The sequence below is a fragment of the Pseudomonas sp. C 49-2 genome (assembly GCF_003970195.1).
Classification (GTDB): domain Bacteria; phylum Pseudomonadota; class Gammaproteobacteria; order Pseudomonadales; family Pseudomonadaceae; genus Aquipseudomonas; species Aquipseudomonas canadensis.
This window is the reverse complement of record NZ_RXYG01000005.1, coordinates 43,305-68,737: the sequence shown is the minus strand read 5'-3', so window position 1 is coordinate 68,737 and position 25,433 is coordinate 43,305. Positions and strand designations below refer to the sequence as shown.

Genomic DNA, 25,433 nt, shown 5'->3' with positions numbered 1-25,433 from the left:
CCCGTATCGGGATGCGGCGCAATTTATCGAGGGCGGCTATTGCGGGGAATACAACAATTACGACAATCGGCGTAGGCCGAGAAAGACGTCAGAAGAGGTCTGTAAATATCTAGGAGAAATGGTTTTTTCGTAGTTTTTGTATCGTCAAAAAACCTGCATTTAACTATTTTCATTGTGTTTTTTGCGTAGTAAGCCATTCAAATGATTCGTCGGCGTAGCTCACTCGCAAGGTGCGCCCGGTGAGGTGGCGAGCCTGTCTCTCCGTTCGTTGTGCCGAACAGTCGAGGTGAACATGCAGCCGGGTAATCCACCCGACGAGAATGCCGATCGCGCGTCTTCGTCACGCGTGGTGCCTGTGAACTGGCAAAGGTTGACGGTATTGGTGGTGGAGGATCACCCGGCCTACCGAATTTTACTCGGTTGGATCCTGCATAAGCTGACGCTCGGGTTTGTGGTGGTGGACGACGGCCAGGCGGGGTTGGCGCTCATGGAGCGCCAGCGCATCGACCTGGTGCTGACCGACTGCCAGATGCCCGTCATGGACGGCTACGCCATGACCCGGCAAGTGCGGCGCAACGAACGCCTGGCCGGTACTGCCCGTGTGCCGATCATTGCCTTTACGGCCACCCTTGGGCCAGAGCAGATACAGCGGTGCGTGGCAGCCGGTATCGACGCCTGGTTACTCAAGCCCGTGACCTTCGAACAACTACGCGACGTTCTTACCGATTGGTTACCCCTCAGCGTCCGACCTTACCGGCCCGCGGCCGCAGCGCAATGGCCGACGCGCGCGAGCCTGCTCGAAACCTTCGGCAGCGTAACCACGGTTGAACAACTGTTGCAGACCCTGGTTCGGGAAGCGCAAGTGGACCTCGCCGTGCTGACCGAAGCCCGGCGCACAAGGGATGCCTGCGCCACCGCACAGCATTTGCATCGTTTGATTGGAAGCGTTGCGTTTCTAGGCGCCGACTCCCTGGAAACCCGAGGTGCGCGAGTGATTGATGCGGTGACGCGAGAAGGGGTAGCGCGACACGCATGCTCACTCGGTTTGCTGCTCGAGGACATTCACAGCTACGTGAGGTACTTGTCTTCGCTGTAGATTTGCAGGACGTTTCTGATCTTTATGTAGTCTTTAAGGGTAGGCAAGTTCTGTTTGTTTTGTGGGCCTTAACCTGAGGCTCATTGATTGCTGGACCGTGGTGGAAAACGACGGCCAGCGACGGTTGTGGCTGAAAGCCACTAGCGGTAACGTGCGGCAACTCAACTGGTAATCCAGGTGGTTCTCATGCTCCGTGTAATTATCGCTGACGATCATCCTATTGTGCGGGTCGGGCAGAAAGTGGTGATCGAGGCCAATGGCAAATGCAAGGTAGTGGGCGAGGCAGATGGCCCCGATCAACTGTTGGAGTTGATGGCGCACCAACCCTGCGACGTGCTGGTGACCGACTTCGCCATGCCGGGCAATCAACAGGCGGACGGCTATGGACTGTTGGGCCTGCTGAATCGTCAATATCCCCAGATGCCGGTGATTCTGGTCACCATGTTTGCCAGCGTGGCCACCCTGCGGGCGTCGTTTGCCCAAGGCGCCAGGGCCATCGTTGCCAAAAGTGCGTCGGCCCGGGAGTTGCCACTGGCCATCAAGGCGGTGTGTGGCGGCCAGACGTTTGTCAGCGAGTGCCTGCGCCAGCAAATGGACGAGGCCGGTAGCCTTGATCAGCAAGCCGAGCCGCAGTTGTCCGACAAAGAGCGCGAAGTGGTGCGCATGCTCGCCAGCGGCATGACCGTCAGCCAGATCGCGGCACGGGTCAATCGCAGTATCTCGACCATCAGCAAGCAGAAAAGTACCGCGATGAGCCGGCTGTGCATTTCCACCGATGTGGATTTGTACGCCTACGCACGCAGTAGTGGCATGGTGCCGTAAGCTCGCTTATTTGCGTGGCGAATGTCGGTAGCCTTGGCGGCGCGGGCAGCTTATCGTGCGCCTACTCTTTTCGACACCCGCGGAGCCTGCCCATGAGTGATGCCCATAACGCCCTGATCACTGAGTTCTACAGCGCCTTCCAGCGCCTGGACGCCGAGGCCATGGCCGCCTGCTACACCGACGATGTGGTGTTCAGCGACCCTGCGTTTGGCGAACTGCACGGCCGTGATGCCGGGGACATGTGGCGCATGCTGACCACGCGGGCCAAAGACTTTTCCCTGACCTTCGACAACGTGCGCAGCGATGAGCGCAGTGGCAGTGCCCATTGGGTGGCGACGTACTTGTTCAGTGCTACTGGCAACACGGTGGTCAACGATATCCAGGCGCGCTTTGTGTTTCGCGACGGCAAGATCTGCGAGCACCACGACAGCTTCGATCTGTGGCGTTGGTCGCGGCAGGCGCTGGGCACCAAGGGCTTGCTGTTGGGTTGGACGCCGCTGGTGAAAAACGCCGTGCGTGCCCAGGCATTGCGTGGTTTGAAGGCATTTCAGGCCAGTCGTTGATAAGCTTGGCGCTCTTCTGTATTAGCCGAATCGACCTGTGACTGATCCTTCTGAACCCAAACCCTGGTTCGTCTACCTTGTACGCGCCGCCAATGGCTCGCTGTACTGCGGCATCAGCAATGACCCGGTGCGCCGCTTTGCTGCTCACCAGAGCGGCAAGGGCGCGCGGTTTTTCCTGTCCAGCCCGGCCGTGGCGCTGGTGTACACCGAGCAATGCGCGAGCAAGGGTGAGGCGTTGCGTCAGGAGCGGTTGATCAAGAAATTGAAAAAGAGTGCCAAGGAGTGCCTGGCGGCCAGCGGTTCATTGATTTGACTGATGGGGTCCCATCGTCCCCAAACGGCGTGTTGCAGGCTAATCTAGCGGCTCACTTCTAGAGCGGAGCCTGGCATGTCTGAGTTGATCCTCCACCACTACCCGCAGTCCCCCTTCGCTGAAAAAGCCCGCCTGTTGCTGGGTTTCAAGGGTTTGTCCTGGCGCTCGGTGCATATCTCGCCGGTGATGCCCAAGCCGGACCTCACCGCCCTGACCGGCGGCTATCGCAAAACGCCGGTGTTGCAAGTCGGCGCGGATATCTACTGTGACACCGCCTTGATTGCCCGTCGGCTGGAGCAGGAAAAGTCTGCGCCAGCACTGTTCCCGCAAGGCCTTGAACTGGTCACCCAAGCCTTCGCCGCCTGGGCCGACTCGGTGGTGTTTTCCCATGCCGTGGCGCTGGTGTTCCAGCCAGAATCCCTGGCGGTCAAATTTGCCAAGGTGCCGCCGGAAATGATCCAGGTGCTGGTGGCGGACCGCAGCAAGTTGTTCAGCGGCGGCACCGCAACCCGTGTGCAATTGGAGCAGGCCAAGCATCAATGGCCGACGATCATCCATCGCATCAATCAGCAATTGCAGCACCCGGCCGGGGATTTCCTGTTCGGCGAGCCGTCGATTGCCGACTTTGCCCTGGCCCACCCACTGTGGTTCCTCAAAGGCTCTTCCGTGACGTCGCCGTTGGTAGATGCCTATCCTGCCGTCGCCGCTTGGCTGGATCGCGTGCTGGGTTTCGGCCACGGTACATCCACCCAGATGAGCGCCGATCAGGCCCTGGACGTATCGCGCAATGCGGCACCGGCTGTTCTGCCTGAAGAAGTCTTTGAGGACTTGAACGGCTTCAAGGCTGGCCAGCAGGTGACCATTTGCGCCACCGACTACGGCACCGACCCGGTAGCGGGCGAACTGCTGTTTGCCGGACGCGAAGAGCTGATCCTGCGTCGCAGCGACGAACGTGCCGGCACCGTGCATGTGCATTTCCCACGCATGGGTTTTCGCATCCAGGCGCAATAAACAAAAATATTTGCAAATTAAGGTGAGGTAAATCCACCGCCCATCCGTGTAGTGCTTGAAACTGCGATCTATTCGCATTAACAGCGTTTTCTACACGGGTTCTCACAGCATGAAGTCGACGGCGGGCGGTTGGGTTAAACAGTGGCTGGGAGCCTCGGTATTGGCGGTATCGGGGCTGGCGTTGCTGCCGCTGCTGCCCCTGAGTATGGCGCAGGCGCAGGCGCAGCAGAGCGCCCAGTTCAACTTTGCCCTGGCGGCCAAACCGTTGCCCCAGGCCTTGAGCGACTTCAGCCGGGTCACCGGCATCAGCGTGATCTACACCGACGAAGCGCCCTACGGCCTCAGCGCCCCGGCAGTCAGCGGGCAGATGAGTGCAAACCAGGCCCTGCAACGCCTGCTGGGCAACAGTGGCTTCACTTTCCGCCAGATCGATGCCCGCACCCTGGCCCTTGAACCGCTGCCGACGGAAGGCGCGGTCAACCTCGGCGCTACCACCATCAGCGGTGCCGGCCAGGCCCAGGACAGCACCAGCTACCAGCCGCCGCCCACCAGTTCGGTGATGCGCTCCCACGCGCTGCTGCTGGAAACCCCGCAGACCGTCAACGTGGTGCCCGCCCAGGTACTGCGCGACCAGACCCCGCGCAATCTGGATGACGCCCTCGCCAACGTCAGCGGTATCACCCAGGCCAACACCTTGGCCAGTACCCAGGACGCGGTGATGTTGCGCGGCTTTGGCGACAACCGTAATGGTTCGATCATGCGCGACGGCATGCCCATCGTGCAGGGGCGTGCATTGAATGCCACGGCGGAGCGCGTCGAAGTGCTCAAGGGCCCGTCGTCGCTGCTGTACGGCATCCAGGATCCGGGTGGCGTGGTGAACATCGTCAGTAAAAAGCCTGAACTGGTGCAGTCCACCGCCCTGACCGTACGCGGCTCCACCTTCGGCGACGGCAAGAACGGCAGCGGCGGCAGCCTCGACACCACCGGCCCGATTGGCGACAGCGGCCTGGCCTATCGTCTGATCGTGGACCATGAAGACGAAGACTACTGGCGTAACTTCGGCACTCACCGTGAGAGCCTGATCGCGCCGTCCCTGGCCTGGTACGGCGACAGCACCCAATTGCTGTTTGCCTACGAGCACCGCGAATTTCTCACCCCGTTCGACCGTGGCACCGCCATCGATCCCAAGACCAATCACCCGCTGGACATCCCGGCCACACGGCGTCTGGATGAACCCTTCAACAACATGGAAGGCCGTTCCGACCTGTACCGTTTTGAAGCCGATCACGACCTGAACGATGATTGGAAAGCCCACTTCGGCTATAGCTGGAACCGCGAGACCTACGACGCCAGCCAAGTGCGCGTCAGTGCGGTGAACACCAATGGTACCCTGACCCGCAAGATGGACGGCACCCAAGGGGCAATCACCACGGACCGGTTCGCCACCGCGAGCCTGGAAGGTAAGGTCAATGTGTTCGGCCTGCAGAACGATGTGGTGTTCGGACTGGATGATGAGTACCGCAAAATCTACCGCGCCGACCTGATTCGTCAGAGTTCACGCGCCACCAGCTTCAACTACAACAATCCGGTGTACGGCAATGAAGTCGCGGGCACTACCGTCAGCCCCGCTGACAGCGCCCAGACCGACCTGCTGCGCAGTGATTCGCTGTTCTTCCAGGACGCCATCCACCTGAACGAACAGTGGATTTTCGTCGCCGGCGCGCGCTATCAGATGTATGACCAATACGCCGGCAAAGGCGTGCCGTTCAAGGCCAACACCAACGGCAACGGCCAGGCCTGGGTGCCGCGTGCGGGCCTGGTGTATCGCTACACCGATGAACTGTCGTTCTACGGCAGCTACACCGAATCGTTCAAACCCAACTCCACCATCGCCGCCTTGGCCGATGGCAGCACCTTGACCGGCGACCTGACGCCCGAGGAATCCAAGTCCTGGGAACTGGGGGCCAAGCTCGACATTCCGGGACGCATCACCGCCAGCGCGGCGCTGTTCAACATCGACAAGCGCAACGTGCTGGTCTCCGTCGGCTCCGGCGCCAACACCGTCTACAGCATTGCCGGCCAGGTGCGCTCCCGTGGGTTGGAACTGGACGCCACCGGCCAGTTGACCGACAAGGTCAGCCTGATCGGCAGCTACGCCTACACCGATGCACTGGACGTCAAGGACAAGGACCCGACCCTGCAAGGCAACCGCCTGCAAAACGTTGCCAAGCACACCGGTTCGCTGGCGGTGGCTTATGACTTCGGCAACATCTTTGGTGGCGACCAGTTGCGGGTGGGCACCGGTGCGCGTTACGTCGGTGAACGTGCAGGCGATGCGGCCAACGATTTCACCTTGCCGGGTTACACCGTGGCGGATGCCTTTGCGACCTACGACACCAAGATCGATGGGCAAAAGGTCAAGTTCCAACTCAACGTGAAGAACATGTTCGACCGCGTCTACTACACCTCGGCGGCCAGCCGCTTGTTTGTGTCCATGGGCGATGCGCGGCAGGTGTCGGTGTCCAGCACCCTAGAGTTCTAAGGGGTTTGTGGTAGCGTTGCCGCCACTGATGTCTTGGCGGAAACGATACTGATGCATTTTGGACGATGGCTACATCTGCTGTGCTTGAGCGCTTTGCTGGGTGGTTGCGCGAGTGTTTCACCGACTTCCACCCCGGCAAGCCTGGAGCAACTCCTGGCTGACCCGGCCCTCAACGGCGCCACTGTTTCGCTGATGGTGCGTGATGCCCGTAGCGGTAGCACGCTCTATCAACACAACCCGCGAACCCGCCTGATTCCCGCCTCCAATCTCAAGTTGCTCACCACCGCAGCGGCGATGGATGTACTGGGGCCGCAATACCGCTTCTCCACGCAACTGCTGAGCAACGGCACGCAGCAAGGTGAGCGCCTCGCCGGCAATCTGTACCTCAAGGGCCTGGGCGATCCGACCACGCAATTCGCTGATTACCAGACATTGGCGGCACAGCTTGCGGGCCAGGGCGTGCGCCAGATCCAGGGCGACTTGGTATTTGACGATACCTTTTTCGACGCCGAACGCCTGGGCGTGGACTGGGCCCAGGACGACGAAAGTACCTACTATGGTGCGCAGATTTCCGCGCTGACCGTATCGCCTAACACGGATTTTGATGCGGGCACGCTACTGGTCACGGCAAAGGCGCCCGCCATGGTTGGCCAACCGGTCAGCGTGGTGGTGAGCCCGTCCACCGACTACGTGCAACTGAACAACCGCGCTGTCAGCGGCCCCGGCAACAATTACGGCATCACTCGCCAGCACGGCACCAACCTGCTGCAACTCACCGGCGCGTTGGCGCCCGGCAAGCAAAGCCGGCAGTGGGTGAGTGTGTGGGAGCCGACGCAACTGGTGGCCAATCTGTTTGAACAGGCGCTGGCGCAGCAGGGCATTCAGGTGCTGGGGCGACGCGTGATCGGCGGCGTAACCCCGGTAACAGCCAGGGTATTGGCCGAGCATCAATCGGCGCCTTTGCAGGCACTGATCACGCCGCTGCTCAAGCTGTCGAATAACAACATGTCCGAAGCCTTGCTCAAGGCCATGGGCCGCAAGGTGTCCAATGCTGGGACGGCGCAGGCGGGTGTCGCGGCAGTGGCGGATTTCATGCGCCGTCAGGGTTTGGACCCGATGACGCTGAGCCAGGTCGATGGTTCGGGCTTGTCGCGGCGCAATCTGGTGTCCTCGCAGAACCTCACCGACCTGCTGCTGGCGACGGCCAAACAGCCCTGGTTCGACGCCTGGTACAACGCCTTGCCAATCGCTGGTAACTCCGATCGCATGAGCGGCGGCAGCCTGCGTTATCGTCTGCGCGGGACGGCGGCGGAAAACAACCTGCACGCCAAGACCGGCTCCATGGCCGGTGTGTCGTCGTTGAGCGGCTACATCACCGACGCCCAGGGCCGGCGCCTGGTGTTTTCAATGATCAGCAACAATTACCTGAGCACCGCCGCACCGATCCGCGCCCTGGAAAACCGCGTGGCGCTGGCCCTGGTGCAGTGGCACGACTAGTTCAGGGCTGATAGCCCATGCGCCAGCTCACGGCCCGGGTCGCGGCCAGCAAGTGCTGCGCTGCCGGGCCGTCTTCGTCGGCATGGAACAACGAGGTGGGACCGACCACGGTCATCACCGCCGCCACTTGGCCGATGGCGTTGAAGACCGGCGCGGATAACGCATCGACGCCGGGCATCAACAAACCATGCACAAAATGCAGGCCACGGTTGCGGATTTGTTCGCAGGCGGTGGCGTAGGCCTGGTCATCTGCCAGGGCATGGGCGATGCCAGCCTGGATTTCGCGTTCACGCAGCTCCACGGTTTCCCGCGACGGTAGAAAGGCGCTGAACACCAACCCGGTGGACGAACTGAGCAGCGGCAGCACCGAACCCAATTGCGTCACCACCGTGACGGCGCGCACGGCGGGTTCGATCTGCACTACGGTCGCGCCCTGGTTGCCCCATACCGCCAGGAAGCAGGTTTCATTCAACTCATCGCGCAGCTCCGCCAGGGGCATCGCGCCGACCTTCAACACATCCATGCTGCCCAGCGCCGCCAGGCCCACGCGCAAGGCTTCGCGGCCCAGCCCGTAGTGGTTGGTGGCGGTGTTCTGTTCAGCGAAACCCGATGCAATCAGTGCCTGCAGGTAGCGGTGCACCTTGCTCGCCGGCATCTGCACGTGTTCAGACAGGCGCGACAGCGAAGTGGCCGGGGACAGCTCGGCCAGGGCCTTGAGGATATCGGTGCCCACTTCGGCCGAGCGGACTTTCTGTTTACCGGTGTCGCGGGGCTTTTCCATGGAAGGGCGAGAATCCAAGAGATGAATGGGCGTCTTTATAGCTTGACGGTCGATAGTGATCAAATTACGTTATGCGTAACTGGATTACGATAAAAACAACTGACCTACAGAGGACGATCCATGAACCTCGATTACCTGTCGGGCTTCGGCAACGAATTCGCCAGCGAAGCCTTGCCCGGCGCACTGCCGGTCGGCCAGAACTCCCCGCAAAAAGCGCCCTACGGGCTGTACACCGAGCTGTTCTCCGGCACCGCGTTTACCATGGTGCGCAGTGAAGCCCGGCGCACCTGGCTGTACCGCATTCAGCCGTCGGCCAATCATCCTGCTTTCATCAAATTGGAGCGGCAATTGGCCGGTGGGCCGTTGGGGGCGGTGACGCCCAATCGCTTGCGCTGGAATCCGTTGGAGTTGCCGAGCGAACCGACGGATTTCATTGATGGGCTTGTGGGCATGGTCGCCAATTCGGCGGCGCAAAAGCCCTCAGGCATCAGCATCTACACCTATCGCGCCAACCGTTCCATGGAGCGTGTGTTCTTCAACGCTGATGGCGAACTGTTGATCGTCCCCGAGCAAGGTCGCCTGCGCATCGCCACCGAATTGGGCGTGCTGGAGGTGGAGCCGCTGGAAATCGTCGTGCTGCCGCGCGGCCTCAAATTCCGCGTCGAGCTGCTGGATGCTCAGGCGCGTGGTTATGTCGCCGAGAACCACGGCGCCCCGTTGCGTCTGCCGGACCTGGGCCCTATCGGCAGCAATGGCCTGGCCAATCCGCGTGACTTCCTGACGCCAGTCGCCCACTACGAAGATCAGAAGAAACCGACAACGCTGGTACAGAAATTCCTCGGCGAACTCTGGGCCTGCGAGCTGGACCATTCACCCCTCAACGTGGTCGCCTGGCACGGCAATAACGTGCCGTACAAATATGACCTGCGCCGCTTCAACACCATTGGCACCGTGAGTTTCGATCACCCGGACCCGTCGATCTTCACCGTCCTGACCTCGCCCACCAGCACCCACGGCCTGGCCAACCTCGACTTCGTGATCTTCCCGCCGCGTTGGATGGTGGCCGAGAACACCTTCCGTCCGCCGTGGTTCCACCGCAACCTGATGAACGAATACATGGGCCTGATCCAGGGCGCCTACGACGCCAAGGCCGAAGGCTTCCTACCCGGCGGCGCGTCGCTGCACAGCTGCATGAGTGCCCACGGCCCGGACGGCGAGACCTGTACCAAGGCCATCAACGTAGAGCTGGCGCCGCACAAGATCGACAACACCATGGCCTTCATGTTCGAGACCAGCCAAGTGCTGCGTCCCACCCAGTTCGCCCTGGACTGCCCGCAACTGCAAACCACTTATGACGCGTGCTGGGCCTCGCTGCCCGCCACCTTCAACCCGAACCGGAGATAACCCATGACTCAGCCCACACTTACCCGCAGCTGGGTGGCCTCCGCCAATGGTCACACCGATTTTCCTCTGCAAAACCTGCCGTTGGGCGTGTTCAGCATCAACGGCTCGGCACCACGCGCTGGCGTGGCGATTGGCGACTCGATCCTGGATCTGCACGCCGCCATCGATGAATTCGACGGTGAAGCCCGTCGCGCCGTCGAAGCGACCGCCGGTGGCCAACTGAACGCCTTTTTTGAATTGGGCCGCGGCCCGCGCGTGGCCTTGCGCGAGCGCCTGCTGGAACTGCTGGCCGAAGGCAGCAAGCTGCACACCCGTGAAGCGCAGGTGCTGCACCGCGCCGCCGATTGCCAGATGCATGTACCGGCGCGGATCAATGACTACACCGACTTCTACGTCGGCATCGAGCACGCGCAAAACGTCGGCAAACTGTTTCGTCCCGACAATCCTTTGCTGCCCAACTACAAGTACGTGCCAATTGGCTACCATGGCCGTGCTTCGACCATTCGTACCTCAGGCACCGATGTGCGCCGCCCCAAAGGCCAGACTCTACCGGCCGGGCAGACCGAACCTACTTTCGGTCCGTGCGCACGCTTGGACTATGAACTGGAGCTGGGCATCTGGATCGGCCAGGGCAACGAGATGGGCGATTCGATTGCCATTGGTGACGCGGCCGATCACATCGCCGGCTTCTGCCTGCTCAATGACTGGTCGGCACGGGATATCCAGGCCTGGGAATATCAGCCGTTGGGGCCGTTCCTGTCGAAAAGCTTCATCACCACCATCTCGCCTTGGGTGGTGACGGCCGAAGCCCTGGAACCGTTCCGCAAAGCGCAACCGGCGCGCCCTGAGGGCGACCCGCAACCGCTGTCGTACCTGTTGGATAAACGTGACCAGGCCACAGGTGCCCTGGATATCGAGCTGGAAGTGCTGCTCACCACCGCCGCCATGCGCGAGCAGAACCTGCCGGCCCATCGTCTGGCCCTGAGCAACAGCCTGCATATGTACTGGACGGTTGCGCAATTGGTGGCGCACCACAGTGTCAACGGTTGCCAATTGCAGGCAGGCGATCTGTTTGGTTCGGGGACTTTGTCCGGCCCGCAAACCGGCCAATTCGGCAGCCTGCTGGAAATGACTGAAGGCGGCAAAAAAGCCGTTGAATTGCCGTCCGGCGAAGTGCGCAAGTTCCTTGAAGACGGCGACGAAATCATCCTGCGCGCGCGTTGCAACCGTGAAGGCTTTGCCTCCATCGGTTTCGGCGAATGCCGCGGCACCGTGATCGCGGCGCGCTAGGAGGGCAGGGCGATGGAACTCTACACCTATTACCGTTCCACTGCGTCGTACCGGGTGCGTATTGCCTTGGCCCTCAAGGGCCTGGATTTCACCGCGGTGCCGGTCAACCTGCTGGTGCCGGCGGGCGGCGCCAACCGCCAGCCTGAGTACCTGGCGATCAACCCGCAAGGTCGCGTCCCGGCCTTGCGTACCGAGGAGGGTGAACTGTTGATTCAGTCTCCGGCGATCATCGAATACCTGGATGAACGTTATCCACAGGTGCCGCTGCTCTCCAAAGACCTGGCGACCCGCGCCCATGAGCGCGCGGTGGCCTCGATCATTGGCTGCGATATCCATCCGCTGCATAACTCCAGCACCCAGAACTTGCTGCGCCAATGGGGGCATGACGAGGCTCAACTGCTGGAGTGGATCGGTCACTGGATCAGCCAGGGCTTGGGCGCGGTGGAGCAGTTGATCGGCGACCAAGGGTTTTGCTTCGGCGAGCAGCCGGGGTTGGCCGACACCTTCCTGATTCCGCAACTGTATGCGGCCGAGCGCTTCAAGGTGCCGCTGGCGGCGTACCCGCGCATTGGGCGGGTGGCGGCGTTGGCCGCGCAGCATCCGGCCTTTATCAAGGCCCATCCCGCCAATCAACCTGACACTCCCTGACCCCTGTAGGAGCCGGCAAGCCGGCTCCTACACAGTTGCGCTAGACCATAAAAATAAAATCAAAGGTACCTTGCGATGCACAATCAGATTGCCAGCTTTCGCGCGGCACTCGACGCCCGTCCGGTGTCGCGTTATCAGTGGTTGATTCTCCTGTTGCTGGCGCTGCTGCTGGTGACCGATGGCTACGACGCCCAGGTGCTGGGTTACGTGGTGCCGGCGCTGGCCCAGGATTGGGGGTTGGAGAAGGCTGCATTCGGCCCGGTGTTCAGCGCCAACCTGCTGGGGCTGACCTTGGGGTCATTGTTGGTCACGCCGCTGGCGGATCGGTTCGGCGTGCGCCGCATCCTGCTTGGCTGCGTACTGATCTACGCCACGCTTACGGTGCTGATGGTATTTGCCAATTCGCTGAACACGCTGATGGCCGCCCGGTTTATCTGCGGCATCGGCATGGGCGGCGCGATGCCCAGCGCGATGGCTTTGATGTCGGAATACTCGCCGCCGCGCCTGCGCACGTTGATGGTGACGTTGGCGGCGTGTGGCTTCTCGTTCGGCGGCGCGGCCGGCGGGTTTGTGGCGGCGGGATTCATTGATGGCTTCGGGTGGCAGGCGGTGTTCCTGGCAGGGGGCGTAACGCCGTTGCTGTTGTTCCCGTTTCTGGTGTGGCTGTTGCCGGAATCCTTGCCGCGTTTGCTGCGTGATGCGCCGCCCTATGCTCGGCTGCAGAGCGTAACGTCACGCATGCTGCCGGGCTGGCAACCACCGGCAGCGACCGAGGCCGAAAACCAGCAGGAGCAGGGCAGCAAACTGACGGTGGTAGAGCTGTTTCGCAACGGCTACGCGCGCCCGACGCTGCTGATCTGGGCGACCTTTTTTGTCAGCTTGATCCTGCTGTATTTCATGATCAGTTGGTTGCCGTCGCTGCTGTTGGAAAGTGGCTTGGCGTTGAAAGAAGCCAATCTGGTGACCTCGATGTTCCTGTTCGCCGGCACCTTGGGCGCCATCGGAATGGCCTGGTTCGCCGACCGCTTGAAAAGCAAAGTGCGCCTGTTGTCCGGCGTGCTGGCCGCGGCTGCGGTGTGCACCATGCTGCTCGGCCTGAACCATGACAACCCGCGTTACCTGGTGGCCTGCGTGTTCGCGGCCGGGTTTTGCATCATCGGTGGTCAACTGACCCTCAATGCCTTCGCCAGTAACTTCTACCCGGCACACGTGCGCGCCACCGGAACGGGCTGGGCGCTGGGTGTGGGGCGTTTTGGTTCAATCCTGGGGCCGCTGTTTGGCAGTATGTTGCTGGCGATGCATATTCCGGTGCAGCAGATTTTCTTTTTCTGCGCGATACCGGCGGTGATGGCGGCGTTGTTGATCATTCAGGTGCGTTCGCCGAGTGCTGAAGGACCGAAGAGCCCGCTGTCTGGGGATATTCTCAAAGCGCCGCAGGCTTAATGCACCACTGAATTGGGCGGCAGGTGGCCCAGGCGTTCGGTCAGGCGCAGGCGTTGGATCGGATCTTCGCTGAGCATCAGCGCGTGTTCCAGGTCGAAGCGTTCGGCGTTGGGGCAGTCCAGGCGCTGATACAGGCTGGCCCGTGCCAGGTAATCGGCGGCGCTGGCGTTGCCCAGTTCCAGCACGCGTTCGGCGTCAATCAGGGCTTGGAGTGGGGCGTCGTTGGAAAGGTGCAATTGCCTCAAGTTGCGTGACAACCGTTGCAGGATCGAACGTGGGTCGGCTGTGTGGAGGTGATCGGCCTGCAACTTGAGGTTGGGGCCGTATTGGCGCTGCAACAGGTCGCGGCAATCATTCGGGTAGAGGCGCCGGCCGCCGCAGGGATCCAGCAGGTGATCGGCGCCGGGGACTCTTAAAAGGAAATGGCCGGGGAAATTCACGCCGACCATGGGGATCTCCAGGCGGCGCGCCAGCTCAAGGGCGATCAGCCCCATGGCCAGGGGTTGCCCGCGTTTGCGCTGCAAGACCTTGTCCAGCAGGGCTGCGGCGGGGCGCAAGGGCGTGAATTCATCCTGGGCAAATCCCAGGTCATTCAAGCGCCGCAACAGCGGCTGGCCCAGTTCATCCGCCGGCAACAGCGGCATACCCAGGCTCACCTGTTGTTGCAGCAAGGTCAGTTCCTGCAGGATCTGCAAGGGCTTCACGGCCGGATCATGCTCGGCAGCAATCCACAACGCCGCTTCAAACAGCGCGGGTGGGGAGCGTTCCAGGCAGGCGAAAAAGGCTTTGCGGGGATTCATTGCATTCTCCGGCAGATGCCCCCGTTTTAGCCTTGCTGGGAATTTTCGTCCAGTGGCTTGGGAAATATCCTGCGTGCTTATGTCGCAAGACCTGTGAAATCGGGCGGCTTATTCCAGCCTGGTCCGGCAGTTTTCTGCCGCAAGCCTATACTTGGCCCACTACCAGAAGTGATTCGGGAGCTTGACGATGTTTGCTCTCATGCACAGCACCCGCCTTGAATCGCTGCACTTGAGCGTCGACCCGGCCACCGGGCTGAAGGCGGTCATCGCCATCCATAACAGCCGCCTGGGGCCTGCCCTCGGTGGCTGTCGCTACCTTTCCTACCCCGACGACGAAAGTGCCGTGGCCGATGCCGCGCGCCTGGCCCAAGGCATGAGCTACAAGGCGGCCTTGGCCGGTCTGCCGGTGGGCGGGGGCACCGCCGTGATCCTGCGTCCCGGCCACGTAGAAAGCCGTGCCGCATTATTTGAAGCCTTTGGTCGATGCGTTGAGCAACTCGACGGGCGTTACATCACCGCCATCGACAGTGGCACTTCAGTGGCGGACATGGATTGCATCGCCCAGCATACCCGCTACGTCACCAGCACCACCGCCGCAGGCGACCCATCGCCCCATGCCGCCATGGGCGTGTTCGCCGGCATCCGTACCACCGCCATGGCGCGCCTGGGCAGCGACAACCTCGAAGGCCTGCGCGTGGCCATCCAAGGGCTGGGAAATGTGGGCTACGCCTTGGCCGAGCAACTGCATGCCGCCGGAGCCGAACTGCTGGTAAGCGACATCGACCACGGCAAAGTGCAACTGGCCATGGAGCAGTTGGGCGCGCACCCCATCGCCAACGACGCGTTACTGAGCACGCCGTGCGACATCCTTGCGCCTTGTGGCCTCGGCGCCGTGTTCAACCGCCAGAGCGTCGGCCAATTGCGTTGCGCCGCTGTGGCCGGTTCTGCCAGTGCGCAATTGACTCATCTGGACAACGCGGATCAATTGGAGGCACGCGGCATCCTCTACGCCCCCGACTACGTGATCAACTCCGGTGGCCTGATCTATGTCGCGCTGAAGCACGGCGGAGCGGAACTGCCAACGATTACCGCGCACCTGTCCAACATTGGCACACGCCTCACCGAGATCTTCGCTCACGCCCAGGCGGAAAAACGCTCACCCGCACGGGTGGCGGATGAGCTGGCCGAGCGTTTGCTGTACCGCTGATACACCGATCAGAGTTGATACTTCTCACGCACCAGTGAGCCGACCCCCATGCGATCCAGAATGTGCATCGGACATAGGAGCGTGACGCGGACGGTCCCCGGTAGCCGACTGATTTCAATCGAGCCGTTAAGCGTTGCGCGGTTGCGCACCTCATCCATCGACAGACCCGTGACGGCCGCTGCGCGCTCCAGGCCGTTTTCCGTCGCTAAGTTGAGGTCGGCGCCACTGCCGATAAAAGTAATGGGTCCGTTGTCTTCTATCTCGAACTGCCCCCAGCGCTCGCCCAATGCCTTCACATGCAACCGTTGCTCGGCAGTCATCGGACGAGCCATGGGCGGCAGGTCATCAAGGTTTTGCAGCAGGATCGGGCCGTCGAGTGCCAACCCCTTGATCACATGGGCGGTCAGTTCGGTTTCACCCGATACATCGGTGGCATGCCCGGCAATTTCGCCGTTGCCTTGCTGGGCGTGCATATCGCCCATGTAAACCCCGGCGCCGGGGACTCTCACCGGGCAAATCAGCACGCAACCTTCACGTACCGAGTTGGTGTCCATATGCCCGTCGGTTTTCGCGGCATGCAGTTGGTCATGGGTCATGCCGTAGCGATGGGGCGCGCCGACCAGGTACTGACCGAAGTCGGCACAGTTGTGGGAATCCGGCAGATCCCGTGAAGGCGTGGTGCCAATATTGCCCAGGAAAGGCCGCATGTGCGCGGCAAGGCCGGGGATATCGGCGCGGGCCAGGGACAGAATCGAATGCTGGGCGGACATCTGCGGCAACGCCGCCATATCCGGCGCCTGGCCGGCGAGGCGGTCGGCTACCAACTGGTTCACGGTCAGGCTCAGCTGATGCTCGGCATCGAACACGATGACGTAGCCATGGCTGAAACGAAATGCGCTGACCTCCGCCCCGCAGGCGTTGCAACGAATGGCGTCTGCGCCGATGCCGTCGACATGGCTGGCGGGATGCTCCTGCCCACAGTTGGAACAGAACTTGGCGACAAAGGGATCGCCATGATAACGCCCCTCAACAAAACGCATGACACCTGACGAAGTGGCCAGAGACGTCACGCGCATGCGTTTGATCTTCAGGGCCACGGCGTCACCGACCTCTGCGCCGGCGATGAATACGGGTTGAGTCACCTCATGGCCACCTTCAAATGCGGGCGTGATCATTGGGCCCCAACACCCCGGCGGAGTACCGGTGATAAGCGTGCCGCCATCGGCGAGCGGGCCGAGCATCTTCTGGCTGGGGCCGATGAGGCCATTGGTGTAGGTGTTGACGATCAGGCGATCAACCGGTGCTGAGTGGTGCATTTTTATTCTCCGGGTCCTAAGTGATTGAACCTTCGGTCACGGCGTATTGATCAGGGAAGGTTCAGGCAGGCCCAGTAGACCGGTGTTTTGTATCCCGAATATGTCGCGCGGGTGCGCTAATACACAGTGGTACATAACGATGGGAGGGGAAGGTTTGTAACTGCAAAAATCCTGATAGGGTTCTGTGGGCTGACGCTTTGAGGTGCTTGCTCAGCTATCGTTTTCCTACTTGCTGCGGAGAATATTCATGTCCAATCAAGCAACAGCGCATTCCGTAACGTTCAAGCGTCCGGACGGCGCCGAGGTCAATGGCTACCTGGCCAGCCCGGCTGTGCTGGAAGGGGCGCCGGCCATCGTATTGATTCAAGAGTGGTGGGGGCTGAACGAGCAGATCAAGGGCGTGGCCATCCGCCTGGCCGAGTGCGGTTACCGGGTGCTGGTGCCGGACCTTTATCGCGGCGCCTCGACCGTGGAAGAGGAAGAAGCCCATCACCTGATGGACAGCCTGGATTTTGGCGATGCGGTATCCCAGGACATCAAGGGCGCGGTGCGCTACCTGCAGGCCGACTCGCAAAAAGTGGGCGTGACCGGCTACTGCATGGGCGGGGCGTTGACGCTGTTGGCGCTCAATGCAATTCCGGAGCTGACTGCGGGTGTGGTCTGGTATGGCTTCCCACCGCTTGAATATCTGGATGCGGCAAAAATCAAAGCACCGCTGATTGGCCATTGGGGCACACAGGATGCTTTTTTCAACATCGAAACCGTCGCGGAGCTGGAATCAACGCTGCACGCGGCGGGTGTGGACGCGACCTTCTATCGTTACCTGGCGCGCCACGCCTTTGCCAACGAAACAGCGATCGGCAACGGCCGTATCCCCGACACGCAATACGACGCCGCATGGTCGCAACTGGCGTGGGACCGCACATTGACCTTCTTCGGCAAAACCCTGTGGCAGGCGTAAGGCGCAAATAGCCTTCGGTAAAAACGATGAGTTGCCGGTCTGCCTGAACCTGTTGGTTCACCCTGAATCAACGGAGGCGGGCCGGCCTCCTTACTCTGCCTCTGGCTGCCCGATCTCGGCCAGGGCGCTGGCGTTGTTCTTGAACGCTGCTGCAAAGGCGGCGCGGTTCTTGGCCATGAAAATACCGGCGTCTTCTGCCTGCTTTTCAGTCAAGCCTTCCACGTTTTTCAACAGGACATCCATCAGAGACTCTGCCAGTTCAAGCATCTGGTCGTGTGCGTCGGCAAGTTTGCGATCCACGAATGTAGTCTCCAAGTCGCGGGTACTGCGATACAGGGTTTCAACAGCCATTTTTTGGCCTCGTCATCAGGGTGCAGTAGTGAAGGGGAGTAGCCCTTGTGTTCGGGTGTTTCTGGATAGCTGTATTTATATACAGTAAAAAGGTTAAGCCAAACCATCGAGTTTGGATAGCAGTTTTTTAATGTAGCCCGTAAATACAGGTTTGGAGTGCCTCATGTCACCCCGCCACCATCTCATACCTGCCCCTGGCCTTTTTTCTGCATGCAGAACAACCGTCACGTCCAACCCGTATTATCCGGTCGAGTCGACCTAAGGAAGCATCATCGTGAAGATCAATTGGGCCGAAAGGCTACGCCAGCAAGTGCACGGGCTGGCCGAGTCCCTGGGGAATCTGTTCGTCGAGTCGTTCCACTACCTGGCGTTGTTCGCCATTGGTGCGGTGACGGCCTGGGCGGCGGTGATGGAGTTTCTGGGGATGTTGGAGAACGGGCACATCAAGATCGATGACATCTTGCTGTTGTTCATCTACTTGGAGCTGGGTGCGATGGTCGGCATTTACTTCAAGACCAACCACATGCCGGTGCGGTTCCTGATCTACGTGGCGATCACCGCGCTGACGCGCCTATTGATCTCCAACGTGTCGCACCACAACCCGCCGGACGTGGGAATCATCTACCTGTGCGGTGGGATTCTGCTGTTGGCGTTCGCGATTCTGGTAGTGCGCTATGCCTCGTCGGCCTTCCCGTCGGTGAAGGTCGAAGGCCCGCGTCGCAAGGGCGAGGCGAGCCTGGAAACCGAGAAGGGCGAACTTTAAAGCCCGACGCTGAACGGCAGGGCGCGGGTGGGCGGTCGCTGCAGGACCTTGTGATCGCCATCCGTCATCACTGCCAGGATCTCCATGGCGCTATGGCCCTGCTCGATGGCAATACCGAACTGGATACTTTGCACCAGGCGTTTGAGGCGCTCTGGATCATTGCGCTGTTCGGCGCTGATCATGCGCTTGGCCACTACGCCTTGTTCGTTGGAGAGGGTCAGCATGATGCTGCCGTCCAGCCGTTGTATGCTCAAGTTGACGCGGTATTCAGGGGTGAACGTGTCGGTGATGATCTGAAAAGGATTGTCCATGGTGCGTACCGCCTGATAAGAACATGCAGTCATTGACGACCGGTGTCGGGATTAGTTCGCGTCTCCTGACCATCGGCCACTCCGTCGCTGAGGTTTTCACAAGGTCCGTTTCCCTCCACAGCTGTACAGCAAAGGCCGTGCCGCATAAGGCGCCGAGCCGTTATTGCGGGACATGAAAAAGGCGAACCGAGGTTCGCCTTTTTGTTGGGTGATCTATTTCAGGGCAGTACCGAGAAAACGATCGCAGACAGCGCAATCAACCCAATCACCACCACAAATACATTCGACACCTGGCCTGAATACTGGCGCAAGGATGGCACGCGACGAATGGCATACATCGGCATCAGGAACAGCAGGCACGCGATGATCGGCCCGCCCATGGTTTCAATCATGCCCAAGATGCTTGGATTAAAGGTGGCCACGGCCCAGCAGGTCAGCACCATGAACAGCGCCGTGCAGCGTTCCAGCCATTTGGCTGACATCGAACGGTTGCGCCCGCGCAGTGATTTGACGATCAGGCCCTGGAAGCCTTCGCTGGCACCGATGTAGTGGCCGAGGAAGGATTTGGTGATGGCCACCAGCGCAATCAACGGCGCGGCGTAGGCGATCACTGGGGTCTGGAAGTGGTTGGCCAGGTAGGACAGGATCGAGATGTTCTGCGCCTTGGCCGCTGCCAGGTCGGCTGGCGACAGTGCCAGTACGCAGCTGAAGCAGAAGAACATCACGGTCAGCACCATCATGCCGTGGGCGGTGGCCAGGATGCCGCTGCTTTTGCGCTCGGCCTGCGCGCCGTACACGCGTTTCTGGTCGACGGCGAAGGCGGAGATGATCGGCGAGTGGTTGAAGGAAAACACCATCACCGGAATCGCCAGCCATAGGGTTTTGAAGAACAGCGGCATGGGCATGCCATCACTGGCGGAGGCGAAGAACGCGCCGTTCCAGTTGGGGACCAGGCTGACGGCCAGCAACAGCAGGGCCGCGACGAAGGGATACACCAGCACGCTCATGGCCTTGACGATCACGCCCTGGCCGCAGCGCACGATGGCCATCAGGCCAAGGATCAGCACCAGCGACAGGATCGCCCGAGGCGGTGGGGTCATGTGCAGTTGGTGTTCCATGAAACTGCCCAGGGTGTTGGTCAGCGCCACGCTGTACACCAGCAGGATCGGGAAGATGGCGAAGAAATACAGCAGGGTGATCAGCTTGCCCGCGCCGACGCCAAAGTGCTCTTCGACCACTTCGGTGATGTCGCCGGATCTGCCCGACAGCACAAAGCGCGTCAGCCCACGGTGGGCGAAGAAGGTCATCGGGAAGGCCAGCAGGGCCAGTACGATCAACGGCCAGAAGCCGCCGACGCCGGCATTGATCGGCAGGAACAAAGTGCCGGCGCCGATGGCGGTGCCGTAGAGGCCCAGCATCCAGGTGGTGTCGTGTTTGGTCCAGCCGGTGGTCACGGTTGTTGCTGTAGCAGCAGGATTTTCAGCAGCAGGTGTACGTACATCGGTCATCGGTATTGCCTCGTTATTATTTTTGCGCGGGCTCACGTAGGGGGCGGGTAGAAGTGCTCCGATCAGCACTCCACCCAGCTGACCGCCAGGCCGCCCCGTGAAGTTTCTTTGTATTTGTCATGCATATCGGCGCCGGTATCACGCATGGTGCGGATCACCCGGTCGAGAGAAATGAAGTGTTTGCCGTCACCGCGCAGGGCCATTTGCGTCGCGTTGATCGCCTTGACCGCTGCGATGGCATTGCGCTCGATGCACGGCACTTGCACCAGGCCGCCGACCGGGTCGCAGGTGAGGCCGAGGTTGTGTTCCAGGCCGATTTCGGCGGCGTTTTCCAGTTGCTCGGGGGTGGCGCCAAGGATGTCGGCCAAGCCCGCAGCGGCCATGGCGCACGCCGAACCGACCTCGCCCTGGCAGCCGACTTCGGCGCCGGAGATCGAGGCGTTTTTCTTGCAGAGGATGCCGACGGCGGCGGCGGCCAGGAAGAAATTGACCACATCGTCGTCAGACGCGTCGGCGTTGAACTTCATGTAGTAATGCAGCACCGCCGGGATGATTCCTGCCGCGCCGTTGGTCGGTGCGGTGACCATGCGCCCACCGGCTGCGTTTTCTTCGTTGACGGCGAGGGCGAACAGGTTGACCCACTCCATGGCCGACAGGGTCGACGTGATGACATTCGGCTTGCCGATTTCCAGCAGGCTGCGGTGCAATTTCGCCGCGCGACGGGGCACGTCCAGACCGCCCGGCAGGATGCCTTCATCGCGCAGGCCTTGCTCCACGCATTCGCGCATCACCGACCAGATATGCAGCAGCCCACTGCGAATGTCGGCGTCGGTGCGCCACGCGCGTTCGTTGGCCATCATCAGCTCGGAAACCCGCAGGCCATGCTTGTTGCACAAGGCCAGCAGTTCTACGGCGCTGGAAAAGTCGTAGGGCAATTCCACATCGCTGGTCGGCGCAATGCCCGAGGCCGCTTCCGCCGCTTCGATGATGAAACCGCCGCCTACGGAGTAATAGGTTTGCTCGCTCAGCAGGCCGTTTTCGCCGTAGGCGTGCAGGGACATGGCGTTCGGGTGGTAGGGCAGGCTTTCGTCCAGCAGTAGGAGATCGTGCTTCCAGTTGAAGGCAATGTCCTGCTGGCCTGCGAGCAACAGTCGGCCGGATTCGCGCAGTTGCTGGATGCGTGCGTTGATCGAGGTGGGGTCGACCCGGTCCGGCCATTCGCCCATCAGGCCCATCACGCAGGCGCGGTCGGTGGCATGGCCGACGCCGGTGGCGGACAGCGAACCGTACAGGCGCACTTCCACACGGCGAGTGTCGCTCAGCAGGTGTTGGTCGATCAGGGCCTGGGCAAAGGTCGCCGCCGCCCGCATCGGACCGACGGTGTGGGAGCTGGAAGGGCCGATGCCCACTTTGAATAGATCGAAAACACTGATAGCCATGCTAAAGCCTTACAAGCAATGGAGTAGAAATCGCTGCCATGTTTTGTAGAGCGAGCGGAATTGGCGCGATACTGAGCCTCTGGATCGGCACTGACCAACGAATTATCCTAAGACACTCTTTAGCAGGACTAAACGCTATGACCCGGCCCCTTCATGGCCAGACGTATGTCTGGCTGCACGTTTTTTCCTGTGCTGCGCGGCATTTGTCGTTCACCCGCTGCGCCGAGGAACTGCACATTACGCCGGGCGCGGTGAGCCAGCAGATCCGCCAGTTGGAGGAGCGCTTGGGATTCCGCTTGTTTCATCGGCGCGCGCGGGGGGTGGAGCTGAGTGCAGAGGGACAGCGATTGGCGACAACGGTGGGCGAGGCCTATGGCAGCATCGACGCGGAGTTGCAGCGCCTGGACGCGGGAATGATCAGCGGCACCCTGCGCCTGCGCTCGATCCCGTCGTTTCTCGGCAAGTGGCTGACCCCTCGGTTACCGCGTTTGCAGCAGCGCTTTCCGGATATCCAATTGCGTATGGTCGCCGAGGACAGCAGCATCGCCTTGCATGAGGGCGACTTTGACCTGGCCATCGACTTGAACGACGGCAGCTACCCTGGCTTGTTATCCACAGCCCTGTTGGATGAACAAATCTTTCCGGTCTGCGCTCCGAGCCTGCTGCGCGGCCGGCCACCGCTGCATGGCCCCGCCGACCTGGTGCATTTCCCACTGCTGCATGACATCACTGCCTGGCGGGGGAGTTATGAGTACGCCGAGTGGGAGTTTTACCTGAATGCTATCGGCTATCACCATGCCGACGTGCGCCGTGGCCATACCTTTAACCGCAACCACCTGACTATCGAAGCCGCGATCGCCGGCATGGGCGTGGCCATTGCGCGGCGCACGTTGCTCAACGATGAGCTGGAGCGTGGCACCTTGATCGTGCCCTTCGGCCTGGCCGTGCCTAACCACAAACGTTACGTGTTGCTGTATGCGCCAGGCGCACTGAGCCATCCGGGCGTACGCGCGGTCCATGATTGGCTGGTTGAAGAAGCGGGGATTTTCCGCGGATTGCACCCGTTGGGAGAGGGGCAATTGTGAGTTCGGCTTGGCGTAAGAAGATGTAACTAACTCCCCACCCTAACAGCGTTTTTGCTCGTAGTCAGACTTAATTTGTAATGTGGGATTTATCTTTGCAAAGGGGTTGAATTGTTCTGCTGACTGCTCAATTGTGTAGTCAAGAGGTCATGGTTTCACCGACCCGGTGTTGCAGTTGTGACCTCTCGCGAGCTAGCTGAAATAAGGGAAGAACTATGCAAATCCAAGTCAATAGCGATAACCATATTGAAAGCAGCATCCGACTGGAGGAGTGGGTACGTACTACCGTTGAGAGCACGCTCGAACGTTACGAGGAAGACCTGACCCGAGTGGAGGTCTACCTGCGGGATGAGAACGGCGACAAGCCCGGTCCCCACGATTTAAGTTGCCGCCTGGAAGCGCGGCCAAAAGGCCATCAACCGCTGTCCGTGCTGCACAAAGCCGATACCCTGGAACAGGCGATCGACGGTGCGGCGACCAAGCTGGACCATGCGCTAGAGCATCTGTTCGGCAAACTGCAAGGCAAGCCACGCGCTGCCGGGAAGAGCCAGCCGACCACCAAAGTCAACGAAGATGAGCTTGAGCAGGAGTTTCTGGAAAAAGAACGCGCCGTGTTCAACGGCTGATAGTTTTCTCACGCTCCACTAAAAACGGGCCTGCATTTGCAGGCCCGTTTTCGCTTATTGGCTGCGTCGGAAGAAATACCTGCTCAACCACGCCAACCCACCTGCACCCAGGCCCGCGTAAAGCATGGCCCAACCGATGCCATGTCGCAGGGCTGCCTGGGCATCGGTGAATGCCAGACCCACTGATGACCCCAGCTTGCCCGCCGCGATGTTCTGGCTGATGGCCGGCCACTCCAGCACTGAGCTGTCGGGCAGTAAAACTGCCAACTGGTGGCTGATCCCCAACAGCAGCACCAACCCCATCAACGCGATGTTGAGTGCGAGGGTAATCAATCGTGCGCTGAGGTCGATGCCTGACGCCATGCCCGCACGGTCGGCCGAGACTGCACCGGTGGTGGTATTGGTGGTGGGGGAGTTGGTCAGCGCCAATCCCACCCCTGCAATGATGCAACTGATCAGCACCAGCACGATGCTCGGTTGCGCCACCGCATTGGCGGCGGCCATGCTCAGGAAGCCTGCGCCCATCAAGCCCAGTCCACACGGGATGACGCGCTCGGCTCCGTAACGCAGGGCCAGGCGCTCGGCCAAGGGAGGAACCAGCAAAGTGGGCAAGGTGTAGGCGAGCAAGGCGCCGCCCGTGGTCACGGTGTCGTAACCAAGCCCAGCCTGGAAGTACAAGGGCAAGTAGATCATGAACGGCCAAAAGCTGAAGTTCATGCCGATCGAACCCATCAGTGCGCCGTTGAAGCGCTGGATGCGGAACACCGAGAAATCGAACATTGGGTGAGGGCTACGCCGCTCGACAACAATGAACAGCAGCAGCCCGGCTACCGCCAAGCCCGCCCAGCCGAGCATGGCCGGTGTGCCAAAGCCGTTTTCAGTACCCTGGGTGATGAAATAGACCAGCGCAAACACCGACAGCGTCAGGGTTAACATGCCAGCGATATCGAGGCGATGTGCAGCGGGATCCCGCGATTCCTGCACACTGATCCGCAGCAGCACCAGTGTGAACAGGGTCAGCGGTACATGTACGAGGAACACCCAGCGCCAGTCTGCGACCGCCAGGATCAACGCCCCCACGATGGGCCCAAAGCCCAGGCCCACTCCAGCAATCACGCCCCATATCGCGAACGCCCGCGCCCGTGCCGCCGGTTCGCGGAACAGGTGCGACAGGATCGCGAACTGGCAGATCATCATCGCCCCGGCGCCGATGCCTTGGACGAAACGCGCCGCGATCAGTGTGGTGGCATTGTTCGCCAGCCCACAGGCCAGGGAGGCCAACCCGAACACCCACAGGCACAGCACCAGCATGCTTCGGCGGCCAAAGCGGTCGGCCAGTGTGCCGGCAGCCATCAGTACGCTGGTGCAAGCCAGGGTGTAGGCGTTCATGATCCATTGGGCGTCCTGGAATCCAGTGCCCAATTGGTTTTCCAGGGTCGGCAGGATGACCGGCACGCTGGAAATTTCCAGGCCGAACATCAGGGCGACAAGGCACACGGCGGTCAGCGCAAGACCGTTTCTGGCCGTGCGCCGGGTATTGGCGACCGATAACGTGACGGCGGGTGGCATGGGACTCTCCTGTCGATAGGGTATCGGGTTATTTTCAGGGGAATCGAGTTCCTTATTCGTGATAAGTTTTCCACTCATAAGGGAATCAAG

At 60.9% G+C, this 25,433-nt stretch carries 24 protein-coding genes; 16 read left to right on the top strand and 8 right to left on the bottom strand.

Annotated elements, in window-relative coordinates; genetic code table 11:
• Positions 1-292 precede the first annotated feature (292 nt).
• The 7 genes from EJ576_RS11470 (at position 293) to dacB (ending at position 7,844) form a co-directional block, all read left to right on the top strand.
• The gene (locus EJ576_RS11470; RefSeq protein WP_122723876.1) at positions 293-1,096 is read left to right on the top strand and encodes a response regulator; all 804 of its coding nucleotides are present in this window, start codon (positions 293-295) and stop codon (positions 1,094-1,096) included.
• A 186-nt stretch (positions 1,097-1,282) separates the two neighbouring features.
• Complete coding sequence (locus tag EJ576_RS11465) at positions 1,283-1,918, top strand: response regulator transcription factor (RefSeq protein WP_126570395.1); 636 nt, start codon at positions 1,283-1,285, stop codon at positions 1,916-1,918.
• A gap of 92 nt (positions 1,919-2,010) precedes the next feature.
• Positions 2,011-2,481, top strand: a complete 471-nt coding sequence (locus tag EJ576_RS11460) for a nuclear transport factor 2 family protein (protein ID WP_016978232.1) — start codon at positions 2,011-2,013, stop codon at positions 2,479-2,481.
• A gap of 37 nt (positions 2,482-2,518) precedes the next feature.
• Positions 2,519-2,794 (top strand): GIY-YIG nuclease family protein, encoded by a 276-nt coding sequence (locus EJ576_RS11455; protein ID WP_126570394.1) that lies wholly within the window; start codon positions 2,519-2,521, stop codon positions 2,792-2,794.
• 75 nt (positions 2,795-2,869) lie between these two features.
• On the top strand, positions 2,870-3,805 hold the full coding sequence (locus EJ576_RS11450; protein ID WP_122723882.1) for a glutathione S-transferase family protein: 936 nt from the start codon (positions 2,870-2,872) through the stop codon (positions 3,803-3,805).
• A gap of 109 nt (positions 3,806-3,914) precedes the next feature.
• Positions 3,915-6,347, top strand: coding sequence for a TonB-dependent receptor (locus EJ576_RS11445; RefSeq protein WP_123478268.1), 2,433 nt, complete (start codon positions 3,915-3,917; stop codon positions 6,345-6,347).
• Between the two features lie 51 nt (positions 6,348-6,398).
• Positions 6,399-7,844 (top strand): D-alanyl-D-alanine carboxypeptidase/D-alanyl-D-alanine-endopeptidase, encoded by a 1,446-nt coding sequence (gene dacB, locus EJ576_RS11440; protein WP_126570393.1) that lies wholly within the window; start codon positions 6,399-6,401, stop codon positions 7,842-7,844.
• 1 nt (position 7,845) lies between these two features.
• Here dacB and EJ576_RS11435 read toward each other — a convergent pair whose 3' ends face one another.
• A complete protein-coding gene (locus EJ576_RS11435; protein ID WP_126570392.1) occupies positions 7,846-8,625 on the bottom strand; it encodes an IclR family transcriptional regulator in 780 nt (259 codons plus the stop codon).
• Positions 8,626-8,745: 120 nt separating this feature from the next.
• Here EJ576_RS11435 and hmgA point away from each other — a divergent pair, with 120 nt between their 5' ends.
• The 4 genes from hmgA (at position 8,746) to EJ576_RS11415 (ending at position 13,410) form a co-directional block, all read left to right on the top strand.
• Positions 8,746-10,029, top strand: a complete 1,284-nt coding sequence (gene hmgA / locus EJ576_RS11430) for a homogentisate 1,2-dioxygenase (RefSeq protein WP_126570391.1) — start codon at positions 8,746-8,748, stop codon at positions 10,027-10,029.
• A 3-nt stretch (positions 10,030-10,032) separates the two neighbouring features.
• Complete coding sequence (gene fahA, locus EJ576_RS11425) at positions 10,033-11,319, top strand: fumarylacetoacetase (RefSeq protein WP_122723890.1); 1,287 nt, start codon at positions 10,033-10,035, stop codon at positions 11,317-11,319.
• A 12-nt stretch (positions 11,320-11,331) separates the two neighbouring features.
• Positions 11,332-11,967, top strand: a complete 636-nt coding sequence (gene maiA, locus EJ576_RS11420; RefSeq protein WP_122723892.1) for a maleylacetoacetate isomerase — start codon at positions 11,332-11,334, stop codon at positions 11,965-11,967.
• A gap of 75 nt (positions 11,968-12,042) precedes the next feature.
• On the top strand, positions 12,043-13,410 hold the full coding sequence (locus tag EJ576_RS11415) for an aromatic acid/H+ symport family MFS transporter (RefSeq protein ID WP_126570390.1): 1,368 nt from the start codon (positions 12,043-12,045) through the stop codon (positions 13,408-13,410).
• Here the strand turns inward: EJ576_RS11415 and EJ576_RS11410 are convergent.
• The gene (locus EJ576_RS11410; protein WP_028618961.1) at positions 13,407-14,210 is read right to left on the bottom strand and encodes a SirB1 family protein; all 804 of its coding nucleotides are present in this window, start codon (positions 14,208-14,210) and stop codon (positions 13,407-13,409) included. The genes EJ576_RS11415 and EJ576_RS11410 overlap by 4 nt on opposite strands.
• 187 nt (positions 14,211-14,397) lie before the next feature.
• On the opposite strand from EJ576_RS11410, the gene EJ576_RS11405 reads away from it, so the two are divergent.
• On the top strand, positions 14,398-15,417 hold the full coding sequence (locus EJ576_RS11405; RefSeq protein ID WP_122723896.1) for a Glu/Leu/Phe/Val dehydrogenase dimerization domain-containing protein: 1,020 nt from the start codon (positions 14,398-14,400) through the stop codon (positions 15,415-15,417).
• Positions 15,418-15,425: 8 nt separating this feature from the next.
• Here EJ576_RS11405 and EJ576_RS11400 read toward each other — a convergent pair whose 3' ends face one another.
• Positions 15,426-16,733, bottom strand: a complete 1,308-nt coding sequence (locus EJ576_RS11400; RefSeq protein ID WP_126570389.1) for an acetamidase/formamidase family protein — start codon at positions 16,731-16,733, stop codon at positions 15,426-15,428.
• 247 nt (positions 16,734-16,980) lie between these two features.
• On the opposite strand from EJ576_RS11400, the gene EJ576_RS11395 reads away from it, so the two are divergent.
• Positions 16,981-17,694 carry a dienelactone hydrolase family protein gene (locus EJ576_RS11395; protein ID WP_126570388.1) on the top strand — a complete coding sequence of 238 codons (714 nt, stop codon included), beginning with the start codon at positions 16,981-16,983 and terminating at the stop codon, positions 17,692-17,694.
• 90 nt (positions 17,695-17,784) lie between these two features.
• Here the strand turns inward: EJ576_RS11395 and EJ576_RS11390 are convergent, their stop codons facing one another.
• Positions 17,785-18,045, bottom strand: a complete 261-nt coding sequence (locus EJ576_RS11390; RefSeq protein WP_016978245.1) for a YebG family protein — start codon at positions 18,043-18,045, stop codon at positions 17,785-17,787.
• A 274-nt stretch (positions 18,046-18,319) separates the two neighbouring features.
• Between EJ576_RS11390 and EJ576_RS11385 the strand changes: the two genes are divergently transcribed.
• Positions 18,320-18,808 (top strand): phosphate-starvation-inducible protein PsiE, encoded by a 489-nt coding sequence (locus EJ576_RS11385; protein WP_016978246.1) that lies wholly within the window; start codon positions 18,320-18,322, stop codon positions 18,806-18,808.
• On the opposite strand, the gene EJ576_RS11380 is transcribed toward EJ576_RS11385, so the two are convergent.
• From EJ576_RS11380 to EJ576_RS11370, 3 genes are all read right to left on the bottom strand, one after another.
• The gene (locus EJ576_RS11380; protein WP_028618965.1) at positions 18,805-19,119 is read right to left on the bottom strand and encodes a DUF3509 domain-containing protein; all 315 of its coding nucleotides are present in this window, start codon (positions 19,117-19,119) and stop codon (positions 18,805-18,807) included. The two genes, EJ576_RS11385 and EJ576_RS11380, sit on opposite strands and share 4 nt — an antisense overlap.
• Before the next feature lie 218 nt (positions 19,120-19,337).
• A complete protein-coding gene (locus EJ576_RS11375; protein WP_126570387.1) occupies positions 19,338-20,627 on the bottom strand; it encodes a serine/threonine transporter in 1,290 nt (429 codons plus the stop codon).
• A 62-nt stretch (positions 20,628-20,689) separates the two neighbouring features.
• Positions 20,690-22,066 carry an L-serine ammonia-lyase gene (locus EJ576_RS11370; protein WP_126570386.1) on the bottom strand — a complete coding sequence of 459 codons (1,377 nt, stop codon included), beginning with the start codon at positions 22,064-22,066 and terminating at the stop codon, positions 20,690-20,692.
• 137 nt (positions 22,067-22,203) lie between these two features.
• Here EJ576_RS11370 and EJ576_RS11365 point away from each other — a divergent pair, with 137 nt between their 5' ends.
• Both EJ576_RS11365 and EJ576_RS11360 read left to right on the top strand, forming a co-directional pair.
• Complete coding sequence (locus EJ576_RS11365) at positions 22,204-23,151, top strand: LysR substrate-binding domain-containing protein (protein ID WP_016978250.1); 948 nt, start codon at positions 22,204-22,206, stop codon at positions 23,149-23,151.
• Between the two features lie 212 nt (positions 23,152-23,363).
• Positions 23,364-23,774 (top strand): HPF/RaiA family ribosome-associated protein, encoded by a 411-nt coding sequence (locus EJ576_RS11360; protein WP_126570385.1) that lies wholly within the window; start codon positions 23,364-23,366, stop codon positions 23,772-23,774.
• Positions 23,775-23,828: 54 nt separating this feature from the next.
• Here the strand turns inward: EJ576_RS11360 and EJ576_RS11355 are convergent, their stop codons facing one another.
• Positions 23,829-25,343 carry an MFS transporter gene (locus EJ576_RS11355; protein ID WP_126570384.1) on the bottom strand — a complete coding sequence of 505 codons (1,515 nt, stop codon included), beginning with the start codon at positions 25,341-25,343 and terminating at the stop codon, positions 23,829-23,831.
• Between the last annotated feature and the right edge of the window lie 90 nt (positions 25,344-25,433).